We start from the raw sequence: 17,468 nt of genomic DNA on the forward strand, positions 1-17,468 counted from the left end.
CTGGGATGAAGAAGATTTTGACGATGAATAATACGTTGTTTGGACATGACGAGAGTTAATTTTACAGGAAGTTAAGAATGTAATGAAAATATATTGGAATGGACATTCAAAAAATATCATTGGCAACAGGCTCAAGGAGTTGCGAACAGCACAGGGAATATCCCAAAAGACACTTGCAGCTCGACTGCAAACTGAGGGATTTGAATTTACAGATTTGACAATTCTCCGAATTGAACAAGGGAAACGCTTTGTTCCAGATTATGAAATTGTAGCTATTGCAAACTACTTTCATATCTCTACTGACTATCTTTTAGGTATCACTGATACAAAATAAGCGGCTCTGACCTTTCTGGCAGATACCGCTTATTTTCGTTTTAACTCATTATTGAATTTATATCCGATTCCCCATACAGTCAAAATATACACTGGTTTTGCCGGATCAGGTTCGATTTTTTTTCGTATTCTCCGTATCAAACTCATCACATTATCCTCTGCTCCATAATAAGGTGCGTTCCAGACTTGATTATATATTTGCGCTTTTGAAAAGACCTGTCCGGGATTTCGGGCCAGCAAAAATAAAATTCCAAATTCGTAATTAGTTAATTCGATGATTGTGCCGCCAACTTTTACTGTCCGGGATTTAGAATCAATTACAATATTACCATAATCTAATAATCCATTGTTTGAAAAATCATCCATTAATATAACTTGACTATTTTTTTTGAGGAAAAGTATTAACTCATTAATATCTATTTCTTCATCATCAAATATTGCAATCAACACTTTTCCCACTGAAACTCCCCCTTTCTTTTTTATTCAAAATGTTTACTCCTGTTTAACCATACAATATCCAATTCCTATATGTGTCTGTATACATTTATTTGAGCTATCTTTCTTTTCTATTTTCTTCCTTACAGTCGCCACATGTACCCTGAGCGATGCAATATCCCCTTCCAGAGAACTCCCCCATATTTCCTTTGTTATGTGAGTATGGGTCAGCACTCTTCCAAGATTTTTCGCCAACAGGCATAAGATTTTATATTCAATTGGAGTCACATGAATCTCTTCCTCTTTCACATATACTGTCTGCATTTGATAATCAATTGTTAAGCTACCATTATGAAAGACAGGAGTTCCGCCCTGCTGATTATTTTGTATGTACTGAATCCTTCGATAGTTTCCTCTGATTCTTGCAAGAAGTTCCGCCGTTGAAAATGGCTTGGTAATATAATCATCAGCACCGGCATCTAAGGCATCAATCTTATCTTTATCTTCACTTCTGGCACTTATCACAGTAATTGGAACAGTTGACCAGGTACGTATTTTTCTTATCACATCAACCCCATCTATGTCAGGAAGTCCCAGATCCAGCAGGATCAGTTCCGGTGCCTGTGTTGCAGCTTCCATAATCGCCTGATTCCCATTTTTTGCCACATGGTATTTATAGTTTTCTGTTTCAAGAGCGGTGGTAATCAGACTACGAATGGCAAAATCATCTTCTACCACCAGAATATTTGAATTATTCATGGATCTCTACCTCCTCAGCCGGTATCGTAAAATCAAAAACGGTACCTTTGGGTTTATTGTCATAGACCGTTATTCTTCCTTCATGTGCGTTTATAATTGATTTACAGAGTGCAAGTCCAAGGCCCAGGCTCCGTTTTGAATCCATTATTTTACTATTTGCTGTATAAAACATTTCAAAAATATGCGGTTTGTCTTCATCCGGAATCCCATTTCCATTATCTGCAATCTGCACATGTACAAAACTTTTTTCTTTCTTTGTAGATATCACAATTTCTCCACCTGGAGGTGTATACTTAACCGCGTTATCTACGATATTGATAATTACCTGAAGAATCAGTCGTGAGTCCACATTGACAAGCTGCATTTCATCCTCCATGCTGACTCGTATCACAAACTCTCTGCTTTTCCTGCTGATATGCTTCAGGGCTTCGTCAATCAGATCTTCCAGCATATCTGCCTGTTTCTTAATCTTCATGCCGCCTTCTTCAATCCTGGTTACGGACAAAAGATTTTCTACCAGATTAAGCAGCCAAAAAGAATCATCATATATATAAGAATACACTTTTTCTTTTTTGTCCTCATTCAGTTTTCCCTGCAGAAGCATATCTGCATTTCCGCAAATGCTGGTCAGTGGCGTACGAAGGTCATGTGAAATTGATCTAAGAAGATTTGCCCTTAACTTTTCACTGTTTGCCTTTTCCGTTGCAGCCTCTTCCCTGGTCCTTAAAACTTCCCGCTCCATAACAGTCGCCGACTCTGAAAGGATAGCCATTAACATATTACTCTCAAAAGCACCCAGTATCTCTCCATTCCCAATTTCGATCCCAACAACACCATACACCGCATCAAGGCTTCTGACTGCAAGATAATAACATGCAGCTTCGCTCAATGTTCCCGTAGTTGCTCCAGCCCGTTTATTGTTTTTAAAAACCCATTCGGCTACTGCATGTTCATTTTCGGTAATCAGTCTGGTGTGATGAGATTCATCCTTCTCACCGTTTACATTATATATCACAGGATAACCAAGATGTTCACCCTCCAACCCATAATATACCATTGTATGACCCAGCACTTTTCCCAACTGAGCTGCCATTGTATTTCCTATTTCTTCTACTGTTTTTCCATTTTGCAAAAGCTGGTTGGTATCCAGGATAATCTTTGTACGGTATGCAAGTTTTGCTAGTTCTCTTGCCTGTGTTTTCATTTTCAGTGCAATATTGCTTGTGATAAGGGCTGCGATAAAGGAAATCGCAAAAGTAACTGGATAACCCGGATCATAAGTATTCAGAGAAAACCTTGGGTCTGTAAAAAAATAGTTGAATACCACTACACTCGCTGCAGACTGCAGGAAAGAAATCGTCCTGCTTGATGTGATAATCGCAGTAATCATAACTCCCAGAATATATACTGTTATGATATTGGTATCGCTAAATTTCATTTCATAAAAAACAAAACCCATCACAGTTGATAAAAGCAGACAGACCATGGCACTCAGCATATTTTTGACTGTCATCGTGTGATCCATATTATTTCGGAGCTTCTGTTTTTCTTTCTCCATTTTGCTGTCAGGTATGATGTAAATATCTATATCCGGTGCATATGCCGCAAGCTTATCTGTAAACGTAGGTTTGTGAAAGAATCTCCGGGAAGGAACACTTCTTCCTGTGACAATTTTGGAAATGCCCGAGTTTCTTGCATATTCAGCGATCAAAAAAGGAATATTATCTCCACATACCGTTTCTATTTTTGCCCCCAGTTGTTCTGCCAGATGTATATTTTCTTTCAGGCGTTTTTTATCTTCCTGACTTCTTTTCTCTGCATTTGGTGTTTCTACATAAAGCCCGACCAGTAACCCGCCAAAAGCCTTCGCCATTCTGGCAGCTGTCCGGATAATCTTCGGATTCGACGGAGACGGCGAGATTCCCACAAGTATCTTCTCTTCCGTGTAGTACTCGACGCCTGCCTCTTTTTTTGTCCGTTCTGTGACAAGATTTACCCTGTCAGCTGTTCTTCGCAGTGCGATCTCACGAAGGGCTGTCAGCTTTTCTATTGTAAAAAAATGATCCATAGCCCGGGAAGCCTGTTCCTCCCGGTACACTTTCCCTTCTTTTAACCTTTGAAGCAGATCTTCCGGCTCAAGATCCACAAGCTGCACCTCATCTGCCATATCAAAAGCGGAATCCGGAATTCGCTCTTTCATAAAAATACCAGTAATGGAGGCTACAATATCACACAGGCTTTCAATATGCTGTACATTGACCGTTGTATAAACGCTGATCCCTGCTTTCAGGATTTCTTCCACATCCTGATACCTTTTCTGATGACGGCTTCCTTCTGCATTGGTATGTGCATACTCATCAACCAGTACTACCTGCGGACGTCTTTTCAGGACAGCATCTATATCCATTTCTTTCAATTTAATCCCATTATAATCCACCTGTTTTGCAGGAACAGTTTCCAGTCCCTGTGCCATCTTCATCGTTTCCGGTCTGGCATGGGGTTCCAGGTATCCAATCACCACATCTACATTATTTTTCTGTAAGCTATGAGCGGCTTTCAGCATGGTATAGGTTTTCCCTACTCCCGCAGCATATCCGAAAAATATCTTCAGTCTGCCACTGCTTTTCTTTTCTTCTTCTCTTTCTATATCTCTCAGGATTTTATCCGGATCCGGTCTTTCCTTGTCCATAATGATCTCCCTTTTCTATCAGTCTCCGAGGCTGAGTTCAAGAATGCCACCGGCATTCTTGCTGCGAGGCGTGCGTCAGCTTTGCTGACATCATACATCTGCACGCCTCTGCAATCCACCGGAGGTTTTCTCTCAGTCTCTCAGGCTGAGAGAAGCAGAATCAGGCTCAGTGTATTTTGATATACCTCTGAGCCATCCTGTCTATTATAAGATTCCTTTCAACATCAGATTCACTTTCAATACATTGACTGTTTCCTCTCCGAAAATCCCTAAAATTTTATGGTTGGTACATTTGTCAATCATATCTTGTATCTCATCTTCCGTCATTTGGTTCGCTTTTGCCAGTCTTGGCACCTGATACTCGGCTGCAGCAACTGATATATCCGGATCAAGGCCGCTTCCGGAACAGGTTACCAGATCCTCCGGTATCTGTTCTTTGTCTACATCCGGATTTGCCGCTTTGATTTTTTCAACCCGCTGTTCTACCAATTCTTTGTATTCCTGACTTTCAGGGCTTAAGTTTGACGGGCCTGAATACATCTTTGTATTGCCATCCTGATCGGTAAAGGCAGATACATTCATGATTCTGCCCCACATATATTCCTCACCGGTAAATTCCTGAGCTAAAAGCTCACAGCCATATTTCTTTCCATCTATTTCTATGATGCTACCGTTCGCCTTATCGGAAAAGAAAAGCTGTGAAGCTCCTGTAACAACTGTGGTGTATAAAATACCACAGATCAGTGTCATTGCCAGTACCATACCAACCGCTTTACCGAACACTGTTCCTTTTTTCTTCATATTGTTTTACCTCGACTTTCATTTTACATCCATATAGCAAATCGTAATGCAATGATTGCTGCAGCGAACAATACCATAACCAATGCCACAGCAGCATTCTTCACTATCTTCAAAAACAATGTTTTTCTCATATTCTCACTCTCCTTTGATTCAAGTCGAACGCACGTGAGACTTGGTGCGCCATACTGGTCAGCTTAATCTGATATCTTTATACGATATGGAAAGTTACCAGAAGAATGTCAATCAGCTTAATAAAGATAAACGGCGTAACAATTCCTCCTAACCCGTAGATCAACAGGTTTCTGGACAACAGCTTACCTGCAGATACTTCCCTGTATTTTACGCCTTTTAATGCCAGCGGAATCAGGGCAATGATAATCAAAGCATTGTAGATGATTGCGGAAAGCACTGCACTTTGCGGGCTGTAAAGCCCCATGATGTTTAGTCGGGCAAGTCCCGGGTAAAGTCCCATAAAAAGTGCCGGGATAATTGCAAAATATTTCGATACATCATTCGCAATACTAAAGGTAGTTAAACTTCCTCTGGTCATCAGAAGCTGTTTTCCGATTCTTACGATATCAATCAGTTTTGTTGGTGAAGAATCCAGATCCACCATATTTCCCGCTTCCTTTGCTGCCTGCGTTCCACTGTTCATGGCAACAGCCACATCTGCCTGTGCAAGAGCCGGTGCATCATTGGTTCCGTCACCAGTCATGGCTACCAGATGTCCTTTTCTCTGGAAATCCCGAATCATCTGTAATTTCCCTTCCGGAGTCGCTTCTGCAAGGAAATCATCCACCCCTGCCTCTGCTGCAATCGCCGCTGCAGTCAGCGGGTTATCCCCGGTAATCATGATCGTCTTGATTCCCATCTTACGAAGATCCGCAAACTTTTCCTGAACACCGTCTTTTATAATATCCTTCAGATAAATTACTCCTAAAACGATATGGTTCTTTGCCACAACCAGAGGTGTTCCGCCTTTGGAAGAAATCTCTTTCACAATCTGGTCGCACTCCGGAGAATAAATTCCTCCGCCTTTTACCACGTAATCCTTAATTGCATCTGCAGCTCCCTTTCGTATTTCTGTTCCGGCAAAATTCACGCCACTCATCCGGGTCACTGCAGTAAACGGGACAAACTCCATATTTTTATCAGAAAGACTTCTTTCCCGGATTCCAAACTTTTCTTTTGCCAGAACTACAACACTTCTTCCTTCCGGCGTTTCGTCTGCCAGGGAAGACAACTGTGCCGCATCTGCCAGCTCTTTTTCCGAAGCTCCATCTACCGGAAGAAAGGCATCTGCGCGACGGTTTCCCAGGGTAATCGTTCCTGTCTTATCCAGCATCAGAATATCTACATCACCGGCAGCTTCAATGGCTCTTCCGCTCATTGCCAGTACATTCGCCTGGTTCAGACGGCTCATACCTGCAATTCCGATTGCAGAAAGCAGCGCACCGATAGTTGTGGGTGCCAGACATACCAACAGGGCAACCAAGGTTGTAATAGATGTAGGATTCGGTATTCCTGCCTGCTTTGCAGAGAACATAGAGTATGTATAAAGGGACATGGTAACCATAATAAATACAATGGATAATGCAACAAGGAAAATCTGCAATGCGATCTCATTCGGTGTCTTCTTACGATTTGCCCCTTCTACCATGGCAATCATTTTGTCCATAAAGGTTTCCCCTGCTTCACTGGTAATTCTCACAACAATCCAGTCAGACAGCACAGTTGTTCCGCCTGTTACGGCACTCCGGTCTCCGCCACTCTCACGAATGACCGGTGCAGACTCACCAGTAATTGCACTTTCATCCACAGAGGCAGCACCATCCACAACTTCTCCATCACCGGGGATCTGTTCCCCTGCCTTTACCAGAACAAAATCTCCTTTTTTAAGGCTGGTAGACGGAATCACAGTAATTCTGTCTTTCTGATCCGGTGATGGGATCTTATGGGCGTCTACATCTTTCTTCGCCTTTCTTAAAGAATCTGCCTGTGCTTTTCCTCTTCCTTCTGCAATCGCTTCTGCAAAATTTGCAAACAATACCGTAAACCACAGGATCACTGCAATCGCACAGGTATAACCGGTGGGTGCATCTCCAATTCCAAAAATCAGAGAAATGAGCCAGAGCCCGGTAGTCATGATTGCCGACAGGTAAACCAGAAGCATGACCGGATTGCCTGCCTGCGTTTTCGGTTTTAACTTAATAAATGAATCTTTGATTGCCCTCATCATCATTTTTTTATCAGAGAGGGCAGTTTTTTGTTTTTCTGCCATTTTTGATTCCTCCATATGATCAAATCATTCGATTATTCTGGATTTTTATCCAACAAACTCCGCAATTGGTCCCAGTGCCAGTGCCGGGAAGAAACTCAAAGCGCCAATCAACAGCACGATCACGATCAGCAGGAATACAAACATTCCATTACTGGTAGATAAGGTTCCTGCAGTAACTGCCAGTTTCTTTTTCTGTACCATGCTTCCTGCGATTGCAAGGATTCCTGTAATTGGGAGGAATCTTGCCAGGAGCATTGCACCACCAAGGGTAAGATTCAAAAATGGAGTATCTGCGCCAAAACCAGCAAATGCAGAACCATTGTTTCCTCCGGCTGATGAATATGCATACAGCATTTCAGAAAAACCATGTGCACCGGAGTTATTCAGGCTTTCTGCAACGGATGGAACCGCTGCTGCTATTCCACTGAATACCAATATGGCGATTGGTGTGGCAAGGCATACCAGGACTGCCCATTTCATTTCATAAGGCTCTATCTTCTTTCCCAGGTATTCCGGGGTTCTCCCTACCATCAGCCCTGCGATAAATACCGTCAGTATTGCAAAACCAAGCATACCGTAAAGTCCGCATCCTACACCACCGAATACCACTTCACCAAGCTGCATTAGAAGCATTGTGATCATTCCGCCAAGAGGCGTATAGCTGTCATGCATAGAGTTTACGGAACCATTCGATGCTGCCGTCGTCCATGTTGCCCATGTGACAGAGGAACCGATACCGAATCTTGCTTCTTTTCCTTCCATATTTCCACCAGCCTGTCCGTCAGTGGAAGTATCTACATATTCATTTTCTGTAAGGACCGTAGATGCGGACTGCTCATTCACTGCTACTACAGACATTGCCGCAATTAACATCAGAAACATCGCCATAAAAATTGCAATTCCCTGCTTTTTGTCTTTTACGTCACGGCCAAATGAAAAGCATAATGACGCAGGTATCAGAAGCAAAAACAGCATCTCAAGTAAATTGCTGAACCAATTCGGATTTTCCAGCGGATGTGCAGAGTTTACACCATAATATCCACCGCCATTGGTACCCAGCTGTTTAATAGCAATCTGACTTGCCGCAAAACCAAGAGGAACGATTTCCTCTGTAACAACTTCAGCATCCTCTGCAACCTTTCCATCTACCGTTACTGTATCCCCGTCGATTCTGGCTCCTTCCAGATAATTACCATCGGAGTCAAAAGCAACCGGCTCCATCAATTCTACAGTTTCTGCAGCTTTCCATGTCTGTGGAACACCCTGCGAAGCAATAATAAGTGCACCTGCCAGAGAAAGTGGCATTAAAACATACAGGGTGGATCTTGTCAGGTCTGTCCAGAAATTTCCCACGCCTTTTCCTTTTACTCTGGTAAAACCACGGATCAGAGCATATAAAACTGCAATACCAGTAGCCGGTGTCACAAAATTCTGAACCGTCAACCCCAGAGCCTGAGACAGATAGCTGAGCTGTGATTCACCACTGTATGCCTGCCAGTTCGTATTCGTCACAAAACTGATGGCCGTATTCAGAGAAAGATCCCAGCTCATTCCCTCTACATGTTGCGGATTAAATGGAAGGAATTTCTGAAATACCTGCAATAAAAACAGTACCAAAAGGCCAAATCCTGAAAATATCAGTGCACTTGCCAGATACTTTTTCCATGACATATCTTCTTCCGGGTCAATATGTAACACTTTATAAATCCCTTTTTCACACGGTGCCAGAATTCTTGTCAGGAAAACCTTCTCTCCATTCATTGCCTTGCTGATATAACGTCCTAACGGAATCGCAAGCAAGACGAGCACCGCCAGATAAAATACATATTGTACGATCGTTCCCATCACATCTTTTCTCCCTTCATTAAAATTACAAAATAATAAATCAATAGTGCTGTCGCACAAATTCCTATGACTGCTGTGATGATATTCATCTCTCTGCCTCCTTTTCTCATAGTCCTGGCACTCTTTCTTGAGTACTTTTTTAATCTACTACTTTCCTTTATAAATTTCTGTTAAGCAGAATGCTCTCCATTTAAAGAAGTTATAAAGCTTTATTATTCAATAGGTTCTTCCTCAACACTATACATACAGTTCTTAATCGGGCAGAAAATCCCATAGCGTTCCAGATTATACTTGGCAGGTTCATATCCCTGATCCAGATCATATGCATTCTTAAAACATTCCATCGCCTGCACATGACGGCATTCTTTTTCAAGGATTACACCCATTAGATTATAAAAAACCGGAGACTTAGGTTTGTGAATAATGGCTTGTTCTGCCAGTTTTTCCCCTCTTGAATATTCACCATCCTCAATACACTTTTCTATTTCATAAATCATTTTTCCGTATTTCATGAACTTACCTCCTGATACACTCGTTTGTTTTCTTTTTATGATCTGATACTATCATTCTCATTTTTAAAAATGTATAAAGAGGCTCCTGTCCCATATTAAGAATCTTAAAAAGATTTTCTGTTTTTGAAAAAAGCCTGAATCAATACAAAAATCTCCAGTCTTCCTAAAATCATCCCGATAATCTCAATCAAGAGGCATACGGAAGTTGTTCCTGCATTCGTAACTCCAATGGAGAGTCCCACCGTACCAAGTGAGGAAGCAAACTCAAACGCCCCCTCCAGCAAGGTACATCCGGAAAAGAATGTCAGAGCAATCGTCCCCACCACGTAGACCAGAAGATACGTCTGTGCATAGGCAGAAGCTTCTTCCACCTGCGTTCTGTCCAGTAATTCCTTTTCTGTTCCCTTACAGTAATAAGTGAGCGTTACCGTCCGGTCCGGTATCATCTTTTTCTTAATATTCCATGCCAGATTCTTCATCAACCTGCATACCCTGCCCAGCTTGATCCCTCCTGCCGTAGATCCGATCCCACCGCCAATAATCATAAGCAGGATCATGACTGCCAGCGCTGTCTCGGGCCATTCACTATAACTACAGGTGGAATACCCGGTGGTGGATAATGCAGAAAACGCATTAAAAAAAGCCAGCTCTGTACTCTCTCCTGCAGATATCCCACTTTTTGCCAAAAACAGTGTCATCACCGGAACCGTGATCACGGTCAGGCCAGCCAAAAAACGGATCTCACTTGCACGCAGGAAATCCCGAATCCGTCCACGGAACAATAACAGCAACAAAGAAAAATTCGTTGTCCCAATCAGCATCAGCAAAACGGTGATCCATTCAATGGGAAGGGAATGGTAATAGCCGATACTGTCCAGCCGGTTGGAAAAGCCGCCGGTCGATAATGCACACATGGTATGAACGATGCTGTCAAAAACAGGCATCCCGAATATGGTAAACAAAATCGTGCCTGCAATCAGGAAAAATCCATACATCATTCCAATCACTTTTACTGTTTTTCCAATGGTAGGCATCAGTTTATCCGGGTGCCCTTCTGCCTGGTACAAGGTAACCGAATCCTTTTCCTGTATAAAAAGGAGCATCATCATCACAAACCCCAGGCCTCCCACATACTGCAGGAAACCTCTGTAGAAAAGGAAAATATGCGGCAGCCGTTCCACATCCAGTACGGAAAGCCCGGTTGTGGTAAAACCGCTTACCGATTCAAAAAGCGCCTGTACAGGAGTCATATTTCCATACAGCCAGAATGGAAATGCCGCAAGTACGAATCCATACATCCAGGCAAATACCACCATCCGACTGCTGCTCATATTTCTTTTCTTTCTGTGGCATACAACCATCCCCAGTGCAATGGAAACTGCCGCCGGCAGCAAGAACTGCCAGATAAAAACGATTTCTTCGGGGTAAAATGGGAGAACCAGCAACGGAACAAACAGGATACATCCCTCTAATACCATCATTTTCCCCATCACTGATATTCCATCACGACGCAGCATATTCCGTCAGCTCCTTTATCTGGTCAAGTTTACCCTTGTCCGAAGTGATTATCAGAAGCACATCTCCTTCTGTAATACGGGTATCCCCTCTTGGGATCAGGCTCTGGTCTCCCCGAAGAATACAGCCGATGATCACTTCCTTTGGGAGATTCAATTCCCATAATTTCTTCCCGGCAACTGACGAGTTTTTCGGAATTGGCAGTTCCAGAATCTGAATCCTTCCCTCGTCAACCGGTATCATTCTAGTCATCTCATCCATGACTGCCTGTTCTTCCATGATGTTCGTAATCATATTCAACGCACAGACCACCCGGTCAATTCCCATCTGGTAGAAAAAATTCGTTTTCGATGGATCATTTAAAAGAGCCACTGTTTTCTTCACATGAAAGAACTGTTTACACATTTCACAGATGACAAGATTGATCTCGTCACTGTCTGTCAGGACAATCGCCACCTGGCAGTTTCCGGCAGCTGCATCCTCCAGAATAAATCTTTTACTTCCGTCTCCAAAAATAACATTCAGCCTGTTCACTTCTGCCAGTTTTTCACAAGCTTCATAATCCTTATTAATTACCGTCACACGATAGCCCTTTTTCAACAAAGAAGTGGCAAGGGTTCTGGCTTTATGGAATCCTCCCACGATCAGAATATTTTTTTGTTCTTTCTTTTTATTCCACATGTGTTCCACCCCCAATCTCAATGTAATTGGCAACTTCCTTCTCCGACAGTTCCGACGGGCAGATCGTATCAATCCCCATCTCTTTTACCAAAGCAATCTTTTCTTCATCATATATCCGTGCCACAACTTTCGGAATATGGAACATCTTTTTTGCAATCTGTGCCGCACAGATATTCACACAATCATGATCAGTAACAGCAATAAAAGCCGCTGCATCCGAAAGTCCGGCAGCTGCCAGTCTCTCCATATCTGTCGCACTGGCTGTTAGCGTCAGTCCTCCATAAGAATATGGTAATTTCCGGAATGCCGTTTTATCACAATCCAGAACCATGACATCTTTTTTCTCTTCCGAAAGTTTTCCCGCTATGCTTGCACCCAGACGCCCGCATCCGGCGATCACCGTACATTCATTTCCCTTTCTTGTCATTTCAATCCCTCCTATTTTCTTACAAGATGTCCTACATGATGTTCATCGTAAACCACTTTAAACTGTGGATCATTCTGCACCGGACAATCCTCCTCTGTATAGGCACATCTTCCGGAAGGATACATGGTCCCATACTGCTCCATGTTATATCGTGCGGGAATGTAAGTCGGATCCAGTGCGTAAGCTGCACGAAAATGTTTCATTGCCAAAACATGATTACGCTCTTTTTCCATCAGTATTCCCATCAGGTTATGAGGGATCGCTGAATGCGGATTCTGAAGCATTGCCTCTCCCAATTCTTTTTCACATTCTTTATATTCATGCTGAACGATCAGAGTTTTACATCTGTTTTCTAATTTCTCAGTCATATGGCTCTCCTCCTTTTTCTTTTGTACCTGCAGTATATCTTTTTCCCTGTGGGAATGGTGTGGGAATAGGTTCACCGGCTGTGAGAATCCTGTGAGATTTTCCAGGTTGTGTGAAGAAGCTGTGAGATCAGACGAATGGTGTGAAAATGCTGTGAGAAAAAAAGAGGATGCAAATCTTTACTGCTCGATTTACATCCTCTTCTATCATCCAAAATTATTATTTTACGGCTTCATGCTCCCGCATCCGGTATCCAATGCCTATTTCCGTCTCTACATACTCCGGTTTTGCCGGATTCCGTTCGATTTTTCTTCGGGTGGAAGCCATCACAGAACGAAGTACCTGCGTATCTTCCCCGTATCCTTCTCCCCATATCTTTCGCAAAATCGTATGGTAGGTAAGTACCTTCCCCGGATTCTGCATAAATAAAAGCAACAGCTGATATTCCAAAGGGGTCAGATGAATCTCCTTATCATCCTTATAGGCAATATGCGCTCCATTATCCAGTTTCAGATCTCCATTTACATATACGGTATCATCCGGTCTTTCCTCTGATTCCGAATGATTCATACGATAGTAATGCCGCAGTGCCACCCGGATTCTGGCCATCAGCTCTGTAGCAGAAAAAGGTTTTGTCAGGTAGTCATCCGCACCATCATCCAAAGCCGCTGCCTTTTCTTTGTCCTGATCCCTTGCAGAAACGATAATGATAGGGACTTCTGACCACTCCCGGATTTTATGAAGTACTTCCATTCCATCGATATCCGGAAGGCCCAGATCCAATAAGATCAAATCTGCATTTTTCCTTACCATATAGGAGATGCCATCTTTACCATTTACTACACCTTCCACAGAAAAACCTGCATTTTCCAATGTATAAACCATAAAATTCTGTATCTGTACATCATCTTCTATAATCAGTATTTTTTCTTTAAACAATTTCTCTTCCTCCTTCCGTGAGAGGTAATGTAAAGATAAACTCTGCTCCCTTTCCATCTGTCCGGTTCCGTCCGGTGATAGTTCCACCATGGGCATTTACCACCGTCTCACAGATCGTAAGCCCCAGCCCGATTCCTCTTTTTACATCAGCCGAACGGCTCTTGGAAGTGTAAAATATTTTAAAAAGATTGGAAACATCTGCTTCAGCAATTCCCTCTCCTTCATCCCGGACAGAAACCCGTAGTGCATCTTCTGTGTAACTGGCAGAAACAGTAATGGCTTCCTGCGGTCTTGTGTGTTTTACTGCATTGTCCAACAGATTGGTAATTACCTGCTCAATCAGCTTAGCATCCATGGGCACTAAACGGAACTCTTCCGGTATCTCTACCTGTATCTCCCGCTCTGGAAAGCTCCGTTCCACATGAGCAACTGCACAGCCAATCACCTCTTCGATTGCTTCCATTTCTTTTTGTATTACAATTTTACCATCCTGCAGCCTGGTCAGGCTTAAAATATTTTCTACTAAAGATTTCAGCCAGTCAGCATCCTGATAGATACCTTGAAGCAGTTCCTGACGTCTGTCTTCTTTGTCAGTCATATCCATCAACATTTCCGCAGTTCCCATGATACCCGACAGTGGTGTCCTGAGATCATGAGAGATTGCACGCAGAAGATTCGCACGTTCTCTCTCCCGTTCCATGCTTTCTCTGTCACGCACTCTTTCTATCGTTACTTCAATCCGGTCCATTGCCATGGAAACATTCTCTATGATAGAATGCAGTAACTTTTTCTTTTCCTGCAGATGTTCTTCATTTACGGTTTTATCAATTTTAACAACTGCCAGCAGATGCTCCCGTCCGTTGACCGGGTACCCATAAGCTTCCTCTTCTTCCAGATATTCGGTTCGAAGATTGGTATATCTCTTCCGAACCTCATCTGCATCCGGCACGCTTCTGTGAATCTGCTCTTTTCCGGACTGCTGGATGTAGATCGGTTCAGACTGCCTTCCAACATAAATGCATCCGACATTTACCTGAAGCAGATGGCTGATACTTTCTGCTGCAATTTTCAAAACAGCTTCCATATCCGCCGCATCAGACAACTTACTGGAGAGCATATATAAGATCTGGCTTTCTTTCCCTCTTTCATTTGCTTCTTCCGTTAAAAGCTTTTCTTTTGTTGTCAGGGCACTTGTAAGAATGGAAGTTGTCAGCATAATGGAAAAAGTAATCAGATACCCGGGATCATTTACCGCAAGCGTATGATAGGGTTCCGTAAAAAAATAATTGTAACATAGGAGTGAAACCACTGCAGATAAAATCCCATACTGATATCCTGATGTAAACCTCGCAACCAAAAGAACAGCCAGAAGATACATCACAACAATATTCGTCTCCGGAAATCCAAGTTCTGTAAAAATCCTCCCAAGTATGGTAGCTGCAAACACGATAGCCACCAATTTCAATAGGCTCTGCAGGATTTCTTTCTTTTTCATCATCATGATCGCCTCTTTATTATCATATTAATCTCGTTAAGTATAGCACACACAGTTTGTTTTTCCAATCCTGAGCACATGGCATCCTGCCAATGCGCTCATATATCCTACAACATTTTTTTTAATAAATGAATTTCAGAATAATTGTTATTACTGTAATTGCAATCGCTACAACGAACCCGTATTTGCATTGCAACTCAGGCATATAAACAGAATTCATCCCAAACCAGCCAGTCAAAAGTGTAAGCGGCAGGAATAAGGTTATCACGACTGTCAAAATACACATAATCCTATTCTGCTGTGCATCCTGCTGAGATTGATATGGTTCACGTTACTGCAGTATATTTTTTCTAAGCAAATGTACATGGTTCTGCAATCATTCTGTCCAGAGTGCATAACTATTCCACGATTCTGTATTACGGATATAGGTAGTGCTTATGTGTTATAATAATTTACTCCTCTATAATCTTAAAACCGGCGTCTTCTAATATTTTCCTATCTTCACTAGAAAAAGACTTTGGTTTAGGTATTCCTATTGCAAGTAAATATCTTGCTCTTGAAAAAGCCACATAAGCAAGCCGATTTTCCTCTCCAATACTTTGTAAATCAAACCATTGTTTCCAATATCCACCGGAATGTTCATCATTACTCGCCTGATATGCAGACATAAAAAGAACAGCATCCAAACTCATCCCTTTACATCCATGAATTGTTTCAATGGCATAATACAAATTTCCATCTATTTTATTAAATAATGTTTCTTCCACCTTTTTTTCTTTATTTCCCTTTCGTATCATCCCCAACTCATATGTGCATCCATCCATAAATTCTAAATTGCAAATATTCTCTTTCATAAATTTATCAAGTTGAGTTTTCCACTTTCCCCATGATACTGAAAAATCTGTCAATTGCTTTGCATCCTTTATTTTATCTCTTATTATTGACAAAATATTTTTCCATTCTGTCATTTCCAACTCATTCGGTTTATAATGAAAATTACTGTTAAGATGTTCACTCGATTTAAAAAAAATCTTCTGTATATTCTTCGCTAACAAACCGAAAACTGTTTTATAATCTGATACACTTTTCTCGTGTTCTAATAAATAGATAATCTCCGCCATTTCTTCAAGAATGTTAAAACTCTGTTTCTGATTTTTAATTCCCAACAACTTATTCTTTAAATTGTTATTTCTTACTATAATCCTGCTTTCATCAACACGCAGTTTTCCTGCATTAACGTAATCATCAAATTTATCTATTGCATCTTTTTCTTTTCCTTTTGAATAAAGAATGGCAATTAACGGACAATCAACCTTTTCCTCATTCTTTCCAGTTATTCCATTTTCACCATTTACAACATATTCCGAAGCATTAACTATAGCTTGACAGCTTCTATAATTTTCCTTCAAAAGCATACTTTTTATGTTGTTGTTTTTAATGAACTCCTCCGTATCTTCGGGTTGAATATCTCTAAATCTATATATTCCCTGATTCAAATCGCCAATCAATTGAATTTTGCATCCTTTTTCCAGTAATTGATTTAATATCTCTAATTGAACATACGATAAGTCCTGACATTCATCAACAAATATAATCGGAAAACGTTTCGCAATCATTCCGGCAATTTCCGGATATTTAATTAGTAATAAACATGATAAGTATTCGATATCTTCATATAAGGCAAATCCATTTTTCCAAAATCTTTGTTTTATCTTTTTCAGATCTCCCGATCTCCATCCATCTTGTTTCAAAAGATCAGACAATATTTGCTTTCCATTTCGGCTCCGATTCCCACTGTATATATACTCGTCGGTTTTATAATTTATATAAAATTCATTAGCTCTAATATTTCCTAATTCTGTATACCCATACTTACTACTATATGCATTTAAGAAATCAGAACTACAATCACTTTCTATCACTCTAATGCTTTTGTCTCCATTCTCATCACCAATATATTCTGTAATTTTATTTAAAAATGGATTTGCTATATATCCATGAAGCCAACTCGTAAAAGTACCAGTATAATGCGGATATGTCAGTTTCTTATCCAAATAATACTGCATCCTATCAACTATTTCATTTTCTGCCGAATTAGTGAAAGTCAGAACCGCAAATCCCTGGTGCTCTAATTTCCATTGTTCAATTTCATAAGCCAATTTAATTGCTAATACTTCTGTTTTTCCACTGCCAGGACAAGCCTTTAAGAAAAGATTTTGCTGCAATCCAGATGTCACATAGTCTACCTGTCCATCATTCATATTATCTATAAAACTCTTACCCAACTTTCTACACCTTGCGCTTTTTGTACCAGTACAAGACACTATACTTTGCCCACACTTACTGAGTCCACATAAAACTTCACATATGATGCTTCTTTTGTTATCCAT

Annotated in this window: 15 protein-coding genes and 1 pseudogene; 1 reads left to right on the forward strand and 15 read right to left on the reverse strand. The window is 41.3% G+C overall.

Annotation, left to right across the window (positions count from 1 at the left end; genetic code table 11):
• The first annotated feature begins 82 nt into the window (after window positions 1–82).
• Window positions 83–334: a helix-turn-helix domain-containing protein gene (locus ACESZH_RS21605; protein ID WP_373219070.1), complete on the forward strand. Its 252-nt coding sequence runs from the start codon at window positions 83–85 to the stop codon at window positions 332–334.
• Window positions 335–363: 29 nt separating this feature from the next.
• On the opposite strand, the gene ACESZH_RS21610 is transcribed toward ACESZH_RS21605, so the two are convergent.
• The 15 genes and pseudogenes from ACESZH_RS21610 to ACESZH_RS21680 form a co-directional block, all read right to left on the reverse strand.
• Entirely contained in the window at window positions 364–792 is a 429-nt protein-coding gene (locus ACESZH_RS21610) for a winged helix-turn-helix domain-containing protein (RefSeq protein WP_373219071.1), read from the reverse strand.
• 33 nt (window positions 793–825) lie between these two features.
• Window positions 826–1,527, reverse strand: coding sequence for a response regulator (locus ACESZH_RS21615; RefSeq protein WP_373219072.1), 702 nt, complete (start codon window positions 1,525–1,527; stop codon window positions 826–828).
• Window positions 1,520–4,216, reverse strand: a complete 2,697-nt coding sequence (locus ACESZH_RS21620; protein ID WP_373219073.1) for an ATP-binding protein — start codon at window positions 4,214–4,216, stop codon at window positions 1,520–1,522. The genes ACESZH_RS21615 and ACESZH_RS21620 overlap by 8 nt, the downstream gene beginning before the upstream one ends.
• A 204-nt stretch (window positions 4,217–4,420) precedes the next feature.
• On the reverse strand, window positions 4,421–5,017 hold the full coding sequence (gene kdpC / locus ACESZH_RS21625; RefSeq protein ID WP_373219074.1) for a potassium-transporting ATPase subunit KdpC: 597 nt from the start codon (window positions 5,015–5,017) through the stop codon (window positions 4,421–4,423).
• A 208-nt stretch (window positions 5,018–5,225) separates the two neighbouring features.
• Window positions 5,226–7,298, reverse strand: a complete 2,073-nt coding sequence (gene kdpB, locus ACESZH_RS21630; protein ID WP_373219075.1) for a potassium-transporting ATPase subunit KdpB — start codon at window positions 7,296–7,298, stop codon at window positions 5,226–5,228.
• A 45-nt stretch (window positions 7,299–7,343) separates the two neighbouring features.
• The gene (gene kdpA / locus ACESZH_RS21635; protein ID WP_373219076.1) at window positions 7,344–9,146 is read right to left on the reverse strand and encodes a potassium-transporting ATPase subunit KdpA; all 1,803 of its coding nucleotides are present in this window, start codon (window positions 9,144–9,146) and stop codon (window positions 7,344–7,346) included.
• Between the two features lie 209 nt (window positions 9,147–9,355).
• Window positions 9,356–9,655: a hypothetical protein gene (locus ACESZH_RS21640; RefSeq protein WP_373219077.1), complete on the reverse strand. Its 300-nt coding sequence runs from the start codon at window positions 9,653–9,655 to the stop codon at window positions 9,356–9,358.
• 104 nt (window positions 9,656–9,759) lie between these two features.
• Entirely contained in the window at window positions 9,760–11,172 is a 1,413-nt protein-coding gene (locus tag ACESZH_RS21645; RefSeq protein WP_373219078.1) for a TrkH family potassium uptake protein, read from the reverse strand.
• Window positions 11,159–11,851 carry a TrkA family potassium uptake protein gene (locus tag ACESZH_RS21650; protein ID WP_373219079.1) on the reverse strand — a complete coding sequence of 231 codons (693 nt, stop codon included), beginning with the start codon at window positions 11,849–11,851 and terminating at the stop codon, window positions 11,159–11,161. The genes ACESZH_RS21645 and ACESZH_RS21650 overlap by 14 nt, the downstream gene beginning before the upstream one ends.
• Window positions 11,841–12,278, reverse strand: coding sequence for an NAD-binding protein (locus ACESZH_RS21655; protein WP_373219080.1), 438 nt, complete (start codon window positions 12,276–12,278; stop codon window positions 11,841–11,843). Before ACESZH_RS21655 ends, ACESZH_RS21650 begins: the two co-directional genes overlap by 11 nt.
• A gap of 11 nt (window positions 12,279–12,289) precedes the next feature.
• The gene (locus ACESZH_RS21660; protein WP_373219082.1) at window positions 12,290–12,646 is read right to left on the reverse strand and encodes a hypothetical protein; all 357 of its coding nucleotides are present in this window, start codon (window positions 12,644–12,646) and stop codon (window positions 12,290–12,292) included.
• Window positions 12,647–12,863: 217 nt separating this feature from the next.
• Window positions 12,864–13,583, reverse strand: coding sequence for a response regulator (locus tag ACESZH_RS21665; protein WP_373219083.1), 720 nt, complete (start codon window positions 13,581–13,583; stop codon window positions 12,864–12,866).
• Complete coding sequence (locus tag ACESZH_RS21670) at window positions 13,576–15,084, reverse strand: DUF4118 domain-containing protein (RefSeq protein WP_373219084.1); 1,509 nt, start codon at window positions 15,082–15,084, stop codon at window positions 13,576–13,578. The genes ACESZH_RS21665 and ACESZH_RS21670 overlap by 8 nt, the downstream gene beginning before the upstream one ends.
• A 115-nt stretch (window positions 15,085–15,199) precedes the next feature.
• Window positions 15,200–15,394: pseudogene (locus tag ACESZH_RS21675) on the reverse strand (CorA family divalent cation transporter); the annotation flags it as partial.
• 136 nt (window positions 15,395–15,530) lie between these two features.
• On the reverse strand, window positions 15,531–17,468 hold the full coding sequence (locus tag ACESZH_RS21680) for a UvrD-helicase domain-containing protein (protein WP_373219085.1): 1,938 nt from the start codon (window positions 17,466–17,468) through the stop codon (window positions 15,531–15,533).

Origin of the sequence: Ruminococcus sp. 5_1_39BFAA (assembly GCF_964240875.1) — a bacterium.
GTDB lineage: Bacteria > Bacillota > Clostridia > Lachnospirales > Lachnospiraceae > Blautia_A.